The following is a 16587-nucleotide window of genomic DNA, read 5'->3' as shown; positions in this document are numbered from 1 at the left end:
GAATGACTTTATATTTATACTTTAGGTAGGAGGTGTATTATGAAAAAGATTCTGATTGCAGGTACTAGCAGTGGAGTTGGGAAGACTACAATATCATTAGGCATAATGCAGGCTTTAGTTAAGAGAAATATGAAAGTACAGCCGTATAAAGTAGGGCCAGACTATATAGACCCTTCATATCACACATTTATAACTGGAAGACATTCTAGGAATTTGGATTCTTATATGTTAGATGATGAAAAGATAAAGCATATAGTAAATAAATCTTCAAAGGATGCAGATATTTCAGTAGTAGAAGGAGTTATGGGATTATATGATGGTTTTGGGATAGATTTAGATAATTGCACAAGTTCACATACTTCTAAGGTATTAAAAGCCCCAGTTATACTAGTTATAAATGGAAAATCTATGGCTGCATCTAGTGCTGCTATGGTACTAGGATATAAGGAACTAGATAAAGTTGTGGATATAAAAGGTGTTATAGTAAATAATGTAAAAACTAAGAGCCATTATCAAATAATTAAGAGTTCTATAGAGAAATATTGTAATATCGAAGTGTTGGGATACTTTCCTCCAAATAATAAATTTTCATTAGAATCCAGACATCTAGGTCTAGTTCCTAGTGTTGAGATGAAATCTTTAAGAGAAAAGTTTTATACTTTAGCTGATGAGATTGAAAACTACATAAATATTGATAGAATAATCGAAATCTCAGAAAGTGATGAATTTGAGAGTAGTTTTGATTTTCAAAATCTAATAGAAAATAATAAGATAAAAGAGCATGTTAAGGATAAATCAATAGCCATAGCATATGATAAAGCCTTCAATTTTTATTATAGGGAAAACATAGAACTTTTAGAAGAGCTTGGATTAGAAGTAAACTATTTTAGTCCTCTTGAAGATACATCAGTGCCAAATTCAGACTATATTTATATTGGAGGCGGTTTTCCAGAGATATTTGGGAAAGAACTAGAAGCAAATGAATCAATGAGAGCCTCTATACTAGAAGCACATAATAATAATATCCCTATTTATGCAGAATGTGGTGGATTAATGTACTTAGGTGAGAAGTTACTTAATCAAGAGGAACAAGAATTTAATATGGTTGGCATATTTAATGGAACTAGTAAGATGACACCTTCTCTAAAGAGGTTTGGATATTGCCTTGGTATAGCTAAAGAAAATACAATTTTATCTAAAACAGGTGAAATTATTAAAGGGCATGAGTTTCATCATTCAATATTTGAAAGTGATGAGAAATGTGCATATTCAATGAAAAAAGAAAGAGAAGGAAATTTAATAGAAGAATGGGATGGAGGTTATAGCAAAGGAAATACACTGGCAACATACCTTCATACACATTTTTATAATAACTTAAATTGCATAGAAAATTTTTTGGAAAAGGGAAATGAGTAAATGAATATTTTATCTATTTATATAGGGTATATAACAGATTTAATTGTAGGAGACCCATATTCTTTCCCTCATCCAGTAAGGTCTATTGGAAAACTTATAAATCTTATCCAAGGGATAATAAGGAAGGCCTCTAAAAATGAAAAACAGTTAAAAATTGGTGGCTTTATATTATGGTTTGTAACTGTTGGAATAACTTACTTAGCAACTTATGTTATAGTGAAGCTATGTAGTTTTAATGTATTATTAAGCACTGTAGTAAATGGGTTTATAATTTATACGACATTAGCAACAAAGTGTTTAAAAGATGAAGCTGTAAAAATTTATGATGTATTAAAGACTGGAGACATAGAGAAATCTAGAATTCAATTATCTTATATAGTGGGTAGAGATACAACTAATTTAAGTGAACCTGAAATAATAAGAGCAACTGTGGAAACTGTGGCAGAAAATACTGTAGATGGTATAATTGCACCTATGCTTTATGCATTTATTGGGGGAGCACCACTTGCTATGGCATATAAAGCCATAAACACTCTTGATTCAACTGTCGGATATAAGAATGAAAAATACAAAGATATTGGTTTTGCTTCTGCTAAAATTGATGATATAGCTAATTATATACCAGCAAGAATAGCTGTTATTCTTATGACAGTAGGGAGTTTTTTTCTTGGTTATAACTATAAGCGTTGTTTTAAAATTTCTATTAGAGATAGAAAAAATCATAAAAGTCCAAATTGTGCTTTTTCAGAAGGTGCAGTATCAGGAGCCTTAGGAATTCAACTAGGAGGAACCAATGTTTATTTTGGAAAAAAAGTAGATAAGCCAACGATAGGAGATAAAACTAGAGAGATAGATATAGAAGATATAATTAAAACAAATAAAATTATGTATGCTTCTTCGTTGACCTCTATATTAGTATTTACGCTGGTATCTGTGGTATGTAGGATGATTTTAATTATATAAATTAATTGTGTATTGATTTAAGGGGGATGTAGATGAAGGATTTAGGGCATGGTGCTAATGTAGACGAAATGGCAAAATTGTATGGGAAAGACCCAAAAGAAATAATAGACTTTAGTTCAAATATAAATCCAAAAGTTTTACCAAATTTAGAAAAATATATTTTAAGAGGGTTAGATGAATGTAGGAATTATCCAGATATAAATTATACAAACTTGAGAAAAAATATATCAAAATATATAAATATAAATTCAAACTTTATAATACCTGGAAATGGAGCAACAGAGATAATTTATTTGCTTATGAAGAGTATTAAAAAAAGATTGGCTATAATAAACCCCACTTTTTCAGAGTATAGAAGAAGTGCCAAACTAAATAATATAGATATTATAGATTTAGAATTAGATTCAAATAATAATTTTAAACTTGATATAGATATAGTAAAAAATAACATTGAAAAATTTGATTGTTTATTTATATGTAATCCAAATAATCCTAGTGGGAATGTTCAAGATTTAAAGGAACTTGTTTGTTTATTAAATGAAAACAATAAGATGCTAATAATTGATGAAACTTTTATGGAATTTATCGAAAATGAAAATGAATATAGTTTAGTTAAATATATAGAGTCAAATAAAAATATATTTATAATTAAAGCTGTGACTAAATTTTTTGGAATGCCTGGTTTAAGATTAGGGTATGGCCTTACAAGTAATAGCAACATTATGGATAAAATTTATGAGTATAAAGAACCATGGACTATAAATTCTTTTGCTGATATGCTATCCAATTTTGTTTTTGAAGATAAAGATTATATTAGAAATAGTAAAGAGTACTACATAAAAGAAAGAAAATACATGTTACAAGAGTTAAAAAACATAAGAAATATAAAAGTTTATGATACAGATGCTAATTTTATCCTAATAAAAGTTTATAAAAAGACAGCTGATGAGTTAAAAAAAGATTTGTTTAAGCACGGAAATATATTGGTTAGAGATGCATCTAACTTTATAGGATTGGACGACAGTTTTATAAGGATAGCTATAAAATCTCATGAAGATAATAAAATTCTTATAGAAAATATAAAAAATTTATTAGGTGATTAAAATGAAATCTTATGGAATATGCCCAGCATCATGTGGAGAGTTTGTTCAAGGGATAATAGATGATGAAGAATATCTATGTTCATATGCTATAAATATGTACTCTAAGGTATGTATTGAAGAGAAATTAAAAGATATAAATTTAGGTAGACATAAATCAAGAATAGCTATAGAAAAGGTATTTGAAAAATTTAATTTGCCTAAAAAAGATACCAAAAACATTTCTTTAAATATAAACAGCAAAATACCTGTTGGAAAAGGGATGGCAAGTTCGACAGCTGATATAGGGGCTACTATAAAAGCAACATTATCGTTAATAGATAAAGATTTAAATAGTGAAGAAATATCGAAATTGGCAGCAGAAATAGAACCAACAGACTCTATATTTATAAATAAAAATAGTATATTTAATCCCTTAAATGGTACTGTTATAAAATACTTGGGAAATATAACTAGTGCAAAAGTTATAATTCTTGAACCTAATAAAGTATTAGATACGATGAAAATTAGAATGAGGAAAGATTATAGTAAGCTAAAAATCGAAAATAAGGAAATTATAAAAAAGTCATTTACTCTTTTAGAAGAAGGTCTGAAGAAAGATGATTTATCCTTAGTTGGAGAGGCTTGTACATTAAGTAGTTTAGCAAACGAAAATATAGAAAAAAAAGAATACTTAAATGAAATAATAAAAATATCTAAGCTACATGGAGCCTATGGAGTAAATATTGCCCATAGTGGTACAGTAATAGGGATTTTAATTGATAAGCTTATGAATGATAAGAAATTAATAGATGTATTATGTGAGTCTAATATAAATTCTGTTTATAATAAAATCTATACCTTGGATATAATAGATGGTGGAATTAAGGGGGAAGTAGAATGGAATACATAAAGAATCCTATGAAAATAGAAGAAAGAAGTTTTGAATTAATACAAGGAATAATAGATGAAATCAGACCAGATTATAAATTTAAAAATGAGATTGAAGAAAAAATAATAAAAAGAGCTATACATACTACTGCTGATTTTGATTACTTGGATATATTAAAAATATCAGAAAAGGCAGTTGATAGTATAATAGATGCGCTAAAAAATAATGCAAGTATTTATACTGATACAAATATGGCTCTTAGTGGAATAAATAAGAAGAAGTTGGAAGCATTGGGATGCAAATATAAATGTTTAGTAGCAGATGATGAAACTGCAAAAGTAGCTAAAGAAAAAGGTATTACCCGCTCTATGGCAGCTGTAGAAATTGCATCAAAAGAAGAAGGAAGAAAGATATTTGTACTTGGGAATGCACCAACAGCTTTATATAAAGTTATGGAAATGAAATCAGAAGGGAAATTGGATGTAGATGCAGTTATAGGAGTTCCTGTAGGTTTTGTAGGAGCACAGGAGTCAAAAGATGAAGTTGAAAAGACAGATATACCATATATAATTTCTAAGGGTAGAAAAGGTGGTAGTAATTTAGCAGCAGCAATAGTGAATGCTATCTTATATGCCATGTAGGTATCTATATGGAAGAATATGTATATATAGATGGGAAAAAGTATCGAAGAGGATATACTACAGGTTCTTGCGCTACAGGTGCATCTAAGGCTGCTGTGTATATGATGATTACAAAAAATAAAATTGATACAATAAACATAGATACTCCTAAGGGAATACCACTATCATTAAATATTGATAATGTAAACATTTCTGATGATTTTGTGGAATGTTCTGTAAAAAAAGATGGTGGAGATGATATAGATGCAACACATACTATGGATATCTATGCAAGAGCTGAAATTATATCTAAAACTGATGATAGCAATAGTTATTTTACCTTAGAAAATATTGATAACATAAATATTAGTGAAGAATGTCAAAGTGAACTCTATAAATTTATTAGGGTCTATGGTGGAACTGGTATTGGAGTAGTAACTAAAAAAGGATTAAGTGTAGGTGTTGGTAAACCTGCCATAAATCCAACTCCATTAAGAATGATAAATCAAGAAATAATAAAGCTTATAGAAAGTGATTTTGAATCTATGCTTGGGCATGATAAAGTTTTAAAAATAACAATCTTTGCTCCACAAGGAGAAAAAATCGCAAAAAAAACATTTAATCCAAGGTTAGGAATAGTTGGAGGAATATCTATAATAGGTACAACTGGGATAGTTGAGCCGATGAGCGATGAGGGCTGGAAAAAATCTTTATCTATAGAACTCCAAATGAAAAAAGAACAAGGTTTAGACAAGATAATATTAGTTCCAGGAAATCATGGAGAACAATTTATAAGAGAGAAACTAAACTTGGATATTAAGTATGTAGTTAGAACGAGTAACTTTGTAGGATATATGATTAAAGAAGCTCAAAGAATAGGATATAAAAAAATATTGATGGCTGGGCATATAGGTAAATTTATAAAAGTATCAGCTGGGATTTTTAATACTCATAGTAAAGTAGCAGATGCTAGAAGTGAGATATTAGTGGCAAATCTAGCTTTAATGGGAGCTACACATGAATTTTTACATAAAATAAATCAGTGTTTAACTGCTGAAGAAGCTGTAGAGTTAATAAATAATAGCGAATATAAACAGGTTTATAATATATTGAGTAATAAATGTAGAGATAGAGTAAAGCAATATTTAAATGAAGATGTAGATGATATTGATGTAGAAGTAGTAATTTTTTCAATGGATAAGTCTTTGCTAGGAAAATCAGATAATACAGATGATTTATTGGAGGTTTTTATATGATAAATATAATAGGTTTAGGGCCTGGTAACTTAGACTATATAACAAAAAAAGGTGAAAATTTAATTTCTACTTCAGATGTATTAATTGGTGGCAGAAGGAATTTAGAATCTGTAAAAAACTTTGAAGGAGAAAAAATAATATTAGATTCTAATTTAAGAGAAATTGTAGAGTATATAAATAACAATAGTGAAAAGCAAATATCAATAATAGCTTCAGGTGACCCACTGATATATGGTATAGGTAAGTATTTATCTAAAAATATTGATAATAAGATGTTAAATATGGTTTCTGGAATTAGTTCTTTACAATATATATTTTCAAGGATATATGTTGATATGAATGATTTATATATTACCAGTAGCCATGGTAAAATACCAGATTTCGATTATATACTATCACATAAAAAAGTATGTATGGTTACAGATTCTAAGATAGGACCAAAGCAAATAAGTAAAGAAATAATAGATAGGAATTTAAATAAAATTATTGTTGTAGGTGAGAATTTATCATATGACAATGAAAAAATAACAATAGCAAAGCCAGATGAAATAATAAGAATGGACAATTTCGGAATGAATGTTGTGGTGATTTTAGATGAGGAATAGTGAATTTATAACAGGTAAGGTTCCAATTACTAAAGAAGAAGTTAGAGCAATATCAATAAGCAAACTAGATTTAGTAAATGCTGAGAGTTTTATAGATATAGGTGCTGGTACAGGAAGTGTAAGCATTGAAGCTGCATATAACTATCCCAACCTAGAGGTTATATCTATAGAGAAAAATGATGCTGCTGTAGAACTTATAGAAAAAAATATTAAAAAGTTTAATTTGAAAAATGTAGAAGTAATAAAAGGCTATGCACCGATAAAGATAAGCTTAAATAATAAAGTTGATTCTATTTTTCTTGGGGGTACTGGAAATAACTTAGAAGAAATAATAGCATGGTCTAAAAAAACTTTAATTACAGGAGGAAGACTTGTAGCTAATTTTATAATCATAGAAACATTTAACCAAACTCTAAAGTTACTTAGAAAATATGGGTTTAAAGAAATAGATGTATGTGTTTTAAATGTTTCTAAACTAGAGAAACTGGGAAAAGGTGAATATTTTAAACCACTAAATCCTATATATATAATATCTTGTGAAAAAGGGGAAGATGATGATGAATAAAGTACATTTTGTAGGAGCAGGACCTGGAGACAAAGAGCTAATAACTTTGAAAGGGTATAAACTATTAAGTAATGCAGATGTAGTAATATATGCTGGCTCACTTGTCAATCCTGAGCTTTTAGAATATTGTAAAGAAGATTGTCAAATACATAATAGTGCACATATGGATTTACAAGAAATAATAGATGTTATGAGAGATGGTATAGAAAATAACAAGTCTGTTGTGAGATTACAAACAGGAGATTTTTCTATATATGGTTCAATTAGAGAACAAGTGGAAGATTTAAATAAATTGAATATAGACTATGATTGTACACCAGGAGTGAGTTCTTTTTTAGGGGCAGCTTCATCTCTAGGAGTGGAATATACAGTTCCTGAAATTTCTCAAAGTGTTATTATAACGAGAATGGAAGGAAGGACTCCAGTTCCTGAAAAGGAATCAATACAATCTTATGCTAAGCATCAGACATCTATGGTAATATTTTTATCAGTTCAAGAGATTGAGAAGGTTGTATCTAAATTATTAGAAGGCGGTTATCCAAAGGACACACCTATAGCAGTTATATATAAAGCTACATGGGCAGATGAAAAAATAGTTAAAGGAACTTTAAATGATATAGCTGTAAAAGTTAAAGAAAATAACATAAATAAAACTGCTTTAATAATGGTAGGTAGATTTTTAGGAGAAGAATATAATAACTCAAAGTTATATGATAAGGATTTTAAACATGAGTATAGAGGGTAATATCGCTATAATTTGTATTACTGAAAACGGAAAAAATTTAGCTAGAAAGATAGAATCTTTAGTGGACAATTGTGTTGTATATCAAATAAAAAATAAAAAAGGTACTTTAGATATTAGTCAGGAAGATTCTGTACAAATAATACAAAAAAAACTAAGTGATTTTGTAGGAGAGGTATTTAATAAATTTGAGTATATAATATTTATAATGGCGACAGGGATAGTTGTACGAAGTATAGCACCATATATAATAAGCAAGTTTAGTGACCCTGCAATTTTAGTGATAGATGAGAAAGGACAAAATGTAATAAGTTTATTGAGTGGACATATTGGAGGAGCAAATAGTTTAACGCATTATATAAGTAGTCTTATCAATGCGAATCCAGTAATAACAACAGCTACTGATGTAAACCAAAAAGCTTCTTTAGATATGATAGCAAAAAAATTAAATGCTTATATTGATAACTTTAGAGAAAATGTAAAAGAAGTAAATTCTATGTTAGTAAATGGTAAATGTGTTGGTTTGTATGTTGAGGAAGGCTACCAAGTTGACACTAGAGGATTTAAGCTTATAAAAAGTAGTAAAGGATTAAAAGATAGTTTTTTAAATAAAGATATAGAAAAGATAGTTATAGTAAGCAACAAGATAAATTTTACTAAAGATATAGAAAGTTTAGATGAGGATAATAACTTTACACATAATTATTACAGAGAAAAAATAATAAAAGTGATTCCAAAAGATATAGTTATAGGGATTGGGTGTAGAAGATACACAGATAGTAAGTTGATGTTTGATTCTTTACTAGAATTTTTTGAGGTACAAAATATAGATATTAAAGCTGTAAAAATCATTGGAAGTATAGACCTAAAAAAAGATGAAAAGGCAATCATTGATTTAGCAAAAAAGCTAAAAGCGCCATTTAAGACATTTTCAATAGATGAAATATCCAAAGTTGATGATATGTTTGATAAATCCGATTTTGTGAAAAAAAATGTAGGTGTATATTCAGTAGCAGAACCTGTAGCATATCTTTTAAGTAAAGGAAACTTAATAGTTGAAAAACACAAATATAAAGGAATAACTTTTTCGGTAGGGAGAATAAAAATATGATATATGTTGTAGGAATTGGACCAGGAAATAAAGATACTATGACTTTAGAGGCGATAAAAGCGATAGAGGACTCTGAGGCTATTGTTGGGTATAAGACTTATATAAATTTAATAGAAGAATTTATAAGTGATAAAGAAATAATTCAAAATGGTATGAGACAAGAAGTTGACAGATGTAAACAAGCAGTAGAAGAAGCGAAAAAAGGGAAAAAAGTAGCAGTTATAAGTAGTGGAGATGCTGGTATATACGGAATGGCAGGACTTATTTTAGAATTAATATCTAAGGAAAGTGAAGACATAAGAGTTAAAGTAATTCCAGGTGTTACTGCTAGTATTGGTGCAGCAGCTATACTTGGAGCACCTATTATGCATGATTTCTGTCATATAAGTTTAAGTGATTTAATGACTCCATGGGAAGTAATTGAAAAAAGATTAAAGTTAGCTGCAGAAGCTGATTTTGTAATATGCCTGTATAATCCAAGAAGTAAGGGAAGAAGTGAACATCTAAGTAAAGCATTTAAAATAATGGGAGAGTTTAAAGATGGAAATACACCTGTTGGAGTGGTCAAAGATGTAGGTAGAGAAAAAGAAACTAAGTTTATATGTACTTTTGAGAATATGGATTTTGAAAAAGTTGATATGACTACTATGGTTATAATCGGAAATAAATCTACTTATATTGATGGTGAACTGATGATAACTCCAAGAGGTTATACAGTATGATTTTGATTCTAGGAGGAACTTCAGATAGTTTAGCTATATGTGATATTATAAATGAATTGGAAAATCAGTCCTATGTACTTTCAGTAACTACAGAATATGGAAAAGAACTTGCACAAAAACATGCAAATAATATAGTTTTAGGTAAGCTTGGAAAAGAAGAAATGCTAAGGTTTATAAAGGATAATCATATAGCTAGAATAATAGATGCTACCCATCCTTATGCAGTTGAAGTATCTAAAAATGCTATTACTTGTGCAGCGTTATCAAACATAGAGTATATAAGATTTGAAAGAAAGTCTTTAATAGAAGAAATAAATTATGACAATAAGTTTATAGTAGATACAATTGAAGAAGCCTGTAAAATTGCAAATAAAATAGGAAAAAATATATTTATAGGAACAGGAAGTAAAAACTTAAACAGATTTGTAGAAGGAATAAGTAATAAAAATTTAGTGGTTAGAGTTCTTCCGACAAGTGAAGTTATCTTAAGTTGTGAAAAATTAGGTTTAAATGCAGACAATATAGTAGCAATGAAAGGTCCGTTTAGCCAGTGTATAAACGAGGAAACATATAAACATTATGATGTAGATTTAGTTATAACAAAAGAAAGTGGGGTAGCAGGAGGTTTTTTAGAAAAAGTAAATGCATGTAAAAATCTCAATATACCAGTAGTAATTATTAAACGAGAATCGATTAACTACGAAAATGTAATTAATGACATAAATAAAATTAAAGACATAATTGTGTGATTTTTAGGAGGAGAAGATATGAAGAAAGCCTTATTAGTAGTAAGTTTTGGGACAAGCTACCATGAAACAAGAGAAAAGACAATAGATGTGTGTGAAAATAAAATAAAGAATTCGTTAAAAAACTATGATTTTTTTAGAGCGTATACATCAAATATGATAATAAACAAAATAAAAAAAAGAGATGGCATAGAAATAGACAACCCTATACAAGCTTTAGATAAAATATATGAGCAAGGGTATGACGAAGTAATAATTCAAACGCTTCATATTATATGTGGAGAAGAATTTAATAAGCTAAAAGAACAAGTAGAAAGCTATTCTTCTAAATTTAAAAAACTTATATTAGGTAGACCTTTACTTACTCACATAGAGGATTATCAAGAATCAGTAGAGGCAATTAAACATCAAATTCCTCATATGGAAAGTGATGAAGCAGTAGTATTTATGGGTCATGGAACAGTTCATGAGTCTCATTCAGCATATCCAGCCTTAGAATATATGCTTAGAGATAATGGAGTAAATGCTTATGTTGGTACGGTTGAAGGTTATCCAGAAATAGAACATGTAATGAGAAGATTAAAAGAAGGAAATATAAAAACTATAAATTTAATGCCATTTATGTTAGTTGCAGGTGACCATGCCATAAATGATATGGCAGGAGATGAAGAGGATTCTTGGAAGACAATACTTGAAGATAATGGATTTAATGTGAAAATTCATTTAAAAGGGCTAGGAGAAAATCCTTATATACAAGATAAATTTGTTCGTCATACTCTTAAATGTGCAGAAACTGCTAAGTTTTATGGTATAGGAACAGGACCAGGAGATAGTTCTTTACTTACAATAAAAGCAGTTAATACTCTAAAAAAACTAGATGTTTTATACACTCCAGAGTCAAAAAGGGGTGGAGAAAGCTTGGCATTATCAATAGTTAATGAATATTTACCAGAATCACTAGAGATAAAATCTAGACATTTCCCAATGAGTTTTGATGGAAACGAAAAAGAACTAGCTTGGGACAATGTAGCAGAGGAAATTATATCAGATGTTAATAATGGTAAAAATGTAGGATTTGTAACATTGGGTGACCCTATGCTTTATAGTACATATGTGTATATAATGAACAGAATAGTAGATGAGATAGAAGTAGAAACTATACCAGGAATTTCTTCGTTTTCTAATATAGCATCTAATCAAAATTTTCCATTAGTTATGGATAGAGAAGCATTAGTAGTAGTTCCTTGTACTATGGAAGATGATAAGATAGAGAATGCTCTACAAAATTATAATTCTATAGTGTTAATGAAAGTGTATAAGAATTTTAAAGAAATAATAAAAAAATTAGAAAAATATAATCTGATAGAACATGCTATTTTAGTTAGTAATTCGTCTCAAGATAGTGAAACTGTATTTAAGGATTTAAGAGAAGCACATCTTGAAGATAAGATATCTTATTTTTCTACGATACTAGTAAATAAAGAGAACAAAATAAAATAGACGAATGTAATATTTAAAGGAGATTTAATATGAATATCGTGGTTGGAACTAGGGGTAGTAATCTAGCACTTATACAAACTGAATGGGTAATAAATGAGCTAAAAAAGAAATATCCTTATATTAATTTTGAAATCAAAATTATAAAAACAAAAGGAGATATAATTCAAAATGTTTCATTAGATAAAATAGGTGATAAAGGATTATTTGTAAAAGAAATAGAGCAACAATTATTGGATGGACAGATAGATATAGCAGTACATAGTATGAAAGATATGCCTTCTTATTTGGCAGATGGACTAAAATTTGCTCATACACCTAAAAGAGAAGACCCAAGAGATGTGTTAATACTTAGAGATGAATATAAAAGCCTAGATGATTTACCTCATGGAGCAGTAATAGGAACAGGGAGTAAAAGGAGAAAATTTCAATTATTAAAGCAAAGACCTGATTTAAACATAGTTCAAGTTAGGGGAAATGTAGAGACTAGAATACGAAAAATCAAAGATGAAAATCTACATGGAATTGTATTAGCTGCATCAGGAATAATAAGGGCTAATTTACAAGATAAAATAAGTTCTTATTTACCTGTTGATGTTGTCATTCCAGCACCTGCTCAAGGGGCTTTAGCTATAGAGATAAGAAGTAATGATAGTGATGTTGAGGAGATAGTGAACTCACTAAAAGATAATGATACAGAAATCCAAATATTAGCTGAAAGAGGATTTTTAGATGGTGTGAATGGAAGTTGTCATATTCCAATGGCAGCTTATTGTGAAATAAATCAAGATAAAATACATCTTACTGGTTTATATGGAGATTCAGAAGGAAATAAAATAGTAATTAAGTCCATAGAAGGAGATATCTCTTCTCCTAGAGAGTTAGGTTTAAAGTTAGCTAAACTTGTATTGAAGGAGTATGAAAGTTATGAAGGGTAAGGTTTACTTAGTAGGTGCAGGACCAGGAGATTATAAACTCATGACTCTGAAAGGCTTAGAGTGTATAAGAAAATCGGATGTAATAGTATATGATAGATTAGCAAATAGTAGTTACTTAAGAGAAGCTAAAACAGATTGTGAATTTATATATGTAGGAAAGGCATCAAGCAATCATATTTTGCCACAAGAAGATATAAATAGAGTTATAGCAGAAAAAGCTAAAGAAGGAAAACTTGTGACTCGTTTAAAAGGTGGAGACCCTTATGTATTTGGTAGAGGTGGAGAGGAAGCAGAGACTCTAGTGGATGAAGGTATAGAGTTTGAAGTAGTTCCAGGGATAACTTCTGCAATAGGAGGTTTATGCTATGCGGGTATTCCTATAACACACAGAGACCACGCTTCATCATTTCATGTAATAACAGGTCATCTGAAAGGTGATGATAGTGGGGAATTAAATTGGAATGCTCTTGCAAACAATAAAGGCACTCTTGTGTTTTTGATGGGGATTTCTAACTTGAAGAAAATAAGTGAAAACTTGATGAAAGAGGGAAAGAGCAAAGATACACCAGTTGCTCTTATAAGTTGGGCAACTAGATATAATCAAAGGGTTGTTACATCTACACTTGAAAATGTCTATGAAGTTGCTATCAAAGAAGAAGTAAAACCACCAACTCTTATAGTAGTTGGAAGTGTTGTAGGACTTAGAGAAAAACTGAATTTCTTTGAGGGGAAACCTTTGTTTGGAAAAAGTATAGCTGTGACTAGGTCTAGAAATCAAAATAGTGTATTAGTAGAAAAGATAATGGATTTAGGTGGGAATCCAATAGAGATACCTACTATTAAGATAGAAAAAATACAGAATAATACTAAATTGGAAAATGAAATAAAAAATATAAATGAATATAACTATCTAATACTAACCAGTAAAAATGCAGTAGAAATATTTTTTGAGAAGATTTATGAAGTGAATTTTGATTCAAGAATATTATCTAACCTAAAGATATGTGCAATAGGCTCAGCAACGTCAAGTGAATTGAAGAAAAGAGGAATTACAGCAGATATAGTACCAAAAAAATTTGTAGCAGAATCATTATATGAAGAGCTATCACCAATTTTAACTGAAAATGATAAGATACTTATACCTAGAGCAGAAAATGCTAGAGACTATTTAGTTGATAAGCTTAAGGAAATTTGTGAAGTAACAGAAATACATACATATAGAACCGTGATAGATGAAGATAAAAGAAATGAAATATTAGATATTTTAAATTCGAATGAGATAGATTATATAACATTCACAAGTTCATCAACAGTAAATAATCTTATTGAGATTATAGGAAAAGAAAATATTAAAATTTTAGATAAAATAAAAGTATTGTCTATAGGGCCTATAACTACAGAGGCAATAAATAATTTAGGAATAAATTTATATAAAGAGGCTACAACATCTACAATAAATGGATTAGTAGATTTAATTATAGAAAATTAATTTTGGAGGATTGAGATGTTAAGAAGACCAAGAAGACTAAGAGCAAGTAAAGCAATAAGAAATTTGGTAAGAGAAACTAAAGTAAATGTAGAAGATTTAATATATCCTTTATTTGTAGTAGAAGGGGAGAATGTAAAAGAAGAAATTAAATCTTTACCAGATGTTTATCACTTATCAATAGACATGTTAGAAGAAGAAATAAAAGAAATAAGAGATTTAGGAATTGAACATATAATGTTATTTGGTGTACCAGATGAAAAAGACGAATGTGCATCACAAGCATTTAATGAGAATGGAATAGTACAAAAAGCGATTAGAAAGATAAAGGAAATAGATTCAAATATAAATGTAATAACAGATGTCTGTATGTGTCAGTACACAAGTCATGGACATTGTGGAATTTTAACAGATACTGGTTATGTTGATAATGATAAATCATTAGAATATTTAGCTAAGATATCTGTAAGTCATGCTAAAGCAGGAGCAGATATGGTTGCTCCATCTGACATGATGGATGGAAGAATACAAGCAATAAGAGAAGCTTTAGATGAAAATGGTTTGGAAAATATCGGTATAATGGCTTACAGTGTCAAATACGCTTCAAATTTTTATGGACCTTTTAGAGAAGCAGCTCATTCAGCACCATCATTTGGAGATAGAAAGACATACCAGATGGACCCTGCAAATAGCAATGAAGCTATGATAGAAACAGAACTTGATGTATTAGAAGGTGCAGATATACTTATGGTTAAACCTGCATTATCATATTTAGATGTTATAAGAAGAGTTAAAGATAATTTTGATTTGCCTTTAGCTGCTTATAATGTAAGTGGAGAATACTCTATGCTTAAGTTAGCTGTTAAAGAAGGATTATTAAATGAAGATGTAATTCTTGAAGCAATCACATCTATAAAGAGAGCAGGAGCAGATATAATAATAACTTACTTTGCTAAAGATATTGCTAAATTATTAAGAAAATAAGCTATTAAAATATAAAGTATTATGAAAAGTATAGAAATTGTAATTTGTTATTTTAAAATATTTTCATCTACAAGTTTAGTAATCTATAATCTTAGTAAATGAAAATATAAGTGACTTTACAATTTCTATATTTGTTTATGTATTTAATAAAAATTTTGGAGGGTAAAAAATGCTATATCCTATTAACTTAAAATTAGATGACTTAGATGTAGTCATAATAGGAGGAGGAGAGGTTGCATATAGGAAATGTAAAAACTTTTTAGATTTTAATAAGAGTGTTACTGTAGTTTCTAAACATATTTTAAATAAGTTTCATGATTTAGAAGGTAACATAAATATAATAAAAGACGATTATAAAGAAGAATATATAGAAAGTAGCTCTGTGATAATTGCTGCTACAGATAATAGGGAGCTGAATTTAGAAATAGGATTATATTGTAGAAAAAATAAAAAACTAGTAAATGTTGTTGATAATGTAGAAATATCAAATTTTACTGTTCCATCATATGTAAAAAGAGGTGATTTGCTTATAAGTGTATCCACAGGGGGTAAAAGTCCATCTTTGTCTTCAAAAATAAAAAAGGAGCTAGAAGAAAAATATACTGAGGATTATGAGGAATATTTGAACGTGTTAGGCGAGATTAGAAAAGAAGTTATAAAAAAATATCAAGATAAAAATAAAAGAAAAAGTATACTTAATATGTTGATAGTACTTGATTTAGATGAATTAAAAAAGTTTAATGTATAAAGTTTTTTAAAAAAAATATAAAAAAGCTGTTGACGAATTATTTTTAAGGTGATATAGTATTACTTGTCCTTAAGAAAAGGGCAAACATGAAAAATGAACTTTGAAAATTAAACAGTAGGTTAATTTATAAAACAAGAAACAAACCATAAAGCCAGATATTTAGATAACAATAGTATCTGAGCCTGATAAACTTTTATTTGAGAGTTTGATCCTGGCT

At 28.9% G+C, this 16587-nt stretch carries 17 protein-coding genes; all 17 read left to right on the top strand.

Annotated elements, in window-relative coordinates; translation table 11 throughout:
- Window positions 1–39 precede the first annotated feature (39 nt).
- Window positions 40–1416 carry a cobyrinate a,c-diamide synthase gene (locus tag IC173_RS13415; RefSeq protein WP_227831503.1) on the top strand — a complete coding sequence of 459 codons (1377 nt, stop codon included), beginning with the start codon at window positions 40–42 and terminating at the stop codon, window positions 1414–1416.
- The gene (gene cbiB / locus IC173_RS13410; RefSeq protein ID WP_227855711.1) at window positions 1417–2379 is read left to right on the top strand and encodes an adenosylcobinamide-phosphate synthase CbiB; all 963 of its coding nucleotides are present in this window, start codon (window positions 1417–1419) and stop codon (window positions 2377–2379) included.
- Window positions 2380–2411: 32 nt separating this feature from the next.
- On the top strand, window positions 2412–3482 hold the full coding sequence (locus tag IC173_RS13405; protein WP_227436162.1) for a pyridoxal phosphate-dependent aminotransferase: 1071 nt from the start codon (window positions 2412–2414) through the stop codon (window positions 3480–3482).
- A 1-nt stretch (window position 3483) separates the two neighbouring features.
- Window positions 3484–4371: a cobalamin biosynthesis protein gene (locus IC173_RS13400; protein WP_227855710.1), complete on the top strand. Its 888-nt coding sequence runs from the start codon at window positions 3484–3486 to the stop codon at window positions 4369–4371.
- Entirely contained in the window at window positions 4359–4991 is a 633-nt protein-coding gene (locus IC173_RS13395; RefSeq protein WP_227483582.1) for a cobalt-precorrin-8 methylmutase, read from the top strand. Before IC173_RS13400 ends, IC173_RS13395 begins: the two co-directional genes overlap by 13 nt.
- A gap of 8 nt (window positions 4992–4999) precedes the next feature.
- Complete coding sequence (gene cbiD / locus IC173_RS13390; RefSeq protein ID WP_227855709.1) at window positions 5000–6226, top strand: cobalt-precorrin-5B (C(1))-methyltransferase CbiD; 1227 nt, start codon at window positions 5000–5002, stop codon at window positions 6224–6226.
- The gene (locus IC173_RS13385; RefSeq protein ID WP_227483580.1) at window positions 6223–6831 is read left to right on the top strand and encodes a cobalt-precorrin-7 (C(5))-methyltransferase; all 609 of its coding nucleotides are present in this window, start codon (window positions 6223–6225) and stop codon (window positions 6829–6831) included. The genes cbiD and IC173_RS13385 overlap by 4 nt, the downstream gene beginning before the upstream one ends.
- Window positions 6821–7396 carry a decarboxylating cobalt-precorrin-6B (C(15))-methyltransferase gene (locus IC173_RS13380; protein ID WP_227436152.1) on the top strand — a complete coding sequence of 192 codons (576 nt, stop codon included), beginning with the start codon at window positions 6821–6823 and terminating at the stop codon, window positions 7394–7396. The genes IC173_RS13385 and IC173_RS13380 overlap by 11 nt, the downstream gene beginning before the upstream one ends.
- Window positions 7389–8141 carry a cobalt-precorrin-4 methyltransferase gene (locus IC173_RS13375; RefSeq protein WP_227436149.1) on the top strand — a complete coding sequence of 251 codons (753 nt, stop codon included), beginning with the start codon at window positions 7389–7391 and terminating at the stop codon, window positions 8139–8141. Before IC173_RS13380 ends, IC173_RS13375 begins: the two co-directional genes overlap by 8 nt.
- Window positions 8125–9249 carry a cobalt-precorrin 5A hydrolase gene (gene cbiG, locus IC173_RS13370; RefSeq protein WP_227851756.1) on the top strand — a complete coding sequence of 375 codons (1125 nt, stop codon included), beginning with the start codon at window positions 8125–8127 and terminating at the stop codon, window positions 9247–9249. Before IC173_RS13375 ends, cbiG begins: the two co-directional genes overlap by 17 nt.
- Complete coding sequence (cobJ, locus tag IC173_RS13365) at window positions 9246–9971, top strand: precorrin-3B C(17)-methyltransferase (protein ID WP_227436145.1); 726 nt, start codon at window positions 9246–9248, stop codon at window positions 9969–9971. The genes cbiG and cobJ overlap by 4 nt, the downstream gene beginning before the upstream one ends.
- The gene (gene cobK / locus IC173_RS13360) at window positions 9968–10720 is read left to right on the top strand and encodes a precorrin-6A reductase (RefSeq protein ID WP_227855708.1); all 753 of its coding nucleotides are present in this window, start codon (window positions 9968–9970) and stop codon (window positions 10718–10720) included. The genes cobJ and cobK overlap by 4 nt, the downstream gene beginning before the upstream one ends.
- An 18-nt stretch (window positions 10721–10738) precedes the next feature.
- Window positions 10739–12217: a cobalt-factor II C(20)-methyltransferase gene (locus IC173_RS13355; protein ID WP_227436141.1), complete on the top strand. Its 1479-nt coding sequence runs from the start codon at window positions 10739–10741 to the stop codon at window positions 12215–12217.
- A gap of 29 nt (window positions 12218–12246) precedes the next feature.
- Complete coding sequence (hemC, locus tag IC173_RS13350; RefSeq protein ID WP_227483575.1) at window positions 12247–13152, top strand: hydroxymethylbilane synthase; 906 nt, start codon at window positions 12247–12249, stop codon at window positions 13150–13152.
- Window positions 13142–14641: a uroporphyrinogen-III C-methyltransferase gene (cobA, locus tag IC173_RS13345; protein WP_227483574.1), complete on the top strand. Its 1500-nt coding sequence runs from the start codon at window positions 13142–13144 to the stop codon at window positions 14639–14641. The genes hemC and cobA overlap by 11 nt, the downstream gene beginning before the upstream one ends.
- 15 nt (window positions 14642–14656) lie before the next feature.
- Window positions 14657–15622, top strand: a complete 966-nt coding sequence (hemB, locus tag IC173_RS13340; RefSeq protein WP_227436135.1) for a porphobilinogen synthase — start codon at window positions 14657–14659, stop codon at window positions 15620–15622.
- 169 nt (window positions 15623–15791) lie between these two features.
- Window positions 15792–16370, top strand: coding sequence for a bifunctional precorrin-2 dehydrogenase/sirohydrochlorin ferrochelatase (locus IC173_RS13335; RefSeq protein WP_227436126.1), 579 nt, complete (start codon window positions 15792–15794; stop codon window positions 16368–16370).
- Window positions 16371–16587: the final 217 nt, after the last annotated feature.

The sequence above is a fragment of the Clostridioides sp. ES-S-0048-02 genome (genome assembly GCF_020658495.1).
Classification (GTDB): domain Bacteria; phylum Bacillota; class Clostridia; order Peptostreptococcales; family Peptostreptococcaceae; genus Clostridioides.
This window is presented reverse-complemented; position numbering and strand designations above follow the sequence as displayed.

Bases quoted from the DNA above. Each gene is read 5' to 3' on its own strand.
- IC173_RS13355 (WP_227436141.1), top strand. From the start codon at position 10,739: ATGAAGAAAGCCTTATTAGTAGTAAGTTTTGGGACAAGCTACCATGAA.
- IC173_RS13400 (WP_227855710.1), top strand. From the start codon at position 3,484: ATGAAATCTTATGGAATATGCCCAGCATCATGTGGAGAGTTTGTTCAA.
- cobA (WP_227483574.1), top strand. From the start codon at position 13,142: ATGAAGGGTAAGGTTTACTTAGTAGGTGCAGGACCAGGAGATTATAAA.
- IC173_RS13395 (WP_227483582.1), top strand. From the start codon at position 4,359: ATGGAATACATAAAGAATCCTATGAAAATAGAAGAAAGAAGTTTTGAA.
- hemB (WP_227436135.1), top strand. From the start codon at position 14,657: ATGTTAAGAAGACCAAGAAGACTAAGAGCAAGTAAAGCAATAAGAAAT.
- IC173_RS13385 (WP_227483580.1), top strand. From the start codon at position 6,223: ATGATAAATATAATAGGTTTAGGGCCTGGTAACTTAGACTATATAACA.
- cobJ (WP_227436145.1), top strand. From the start codon at position 9,246: ATGATATATGTTGTAGGAATTGGACCAGGAAATAAAGATACTATGACT.
- IC173_RS13335 (WP_227436126.1), top strand. From the start codon at position 15,792: ATGCTATATCCTATTAACTTAAAATTAGATGACTTAGATGTAGTCATA.
- cbiG (WP_227851756.1), top strand. From the start codon at position 8,125: ATGAGTATAGAGGGTAATATCGCTATAATTTGTATTACTGAAAACGGA.
- IC173_RS13405 (WP_227436162.1), top strand. From the start codon at position 2,412: ATGAAGGATTTAGGGCATGGTGCTAATGTAGACGAAATGGCAAAATTG.
- cbiD (WP_227855709.1), top strand. From the start codon at position 5,000: ATGGAAGAATATGTATATATAGATGGGAAAAAGTATCGAAGAGGATAT.
- hemC (WP_227483575.1), top strand. From the start codon at position 12,247: ATGAATATCGTGGTTGGAACTAGGGGTAGTAATCTAGCACTTATACAA.
- IC173_RS13415 (WP_227831503.1), top strand. From the start codon at position 40: ATGAAAAAGATTCTGATTGCAGGTACTAGCAGTGGAGTTGGGAAGACT.
- IC173_RS13375 (WP_227436149.1), top strand. From the start codon at position 7,389: ATGAATAAAGTACATTTTGTAGGAGCAGGACCTGGAGACAAAGAGCTA.
- cbiB (WP_227855711.1), top strand. From the start codon at position 1,417: ATGAATATTTTATCTATTTATATAGGGTATATAACAGATTTAATTGTA.
- IC173_RS13380 (WP_227436152.1), top strand. From the start codon at position 6,821: ATGAGGAATAGTGAATTTATAACAGGTAAGGTTCCAATTACTAAAGAA.
- cobK (WP_227855708.1), top strand. From the start codon at position 9,968: ATGATTTTGATTCTAGGAGGAACTTCAGATAGTTTAGCTATATGTGAT.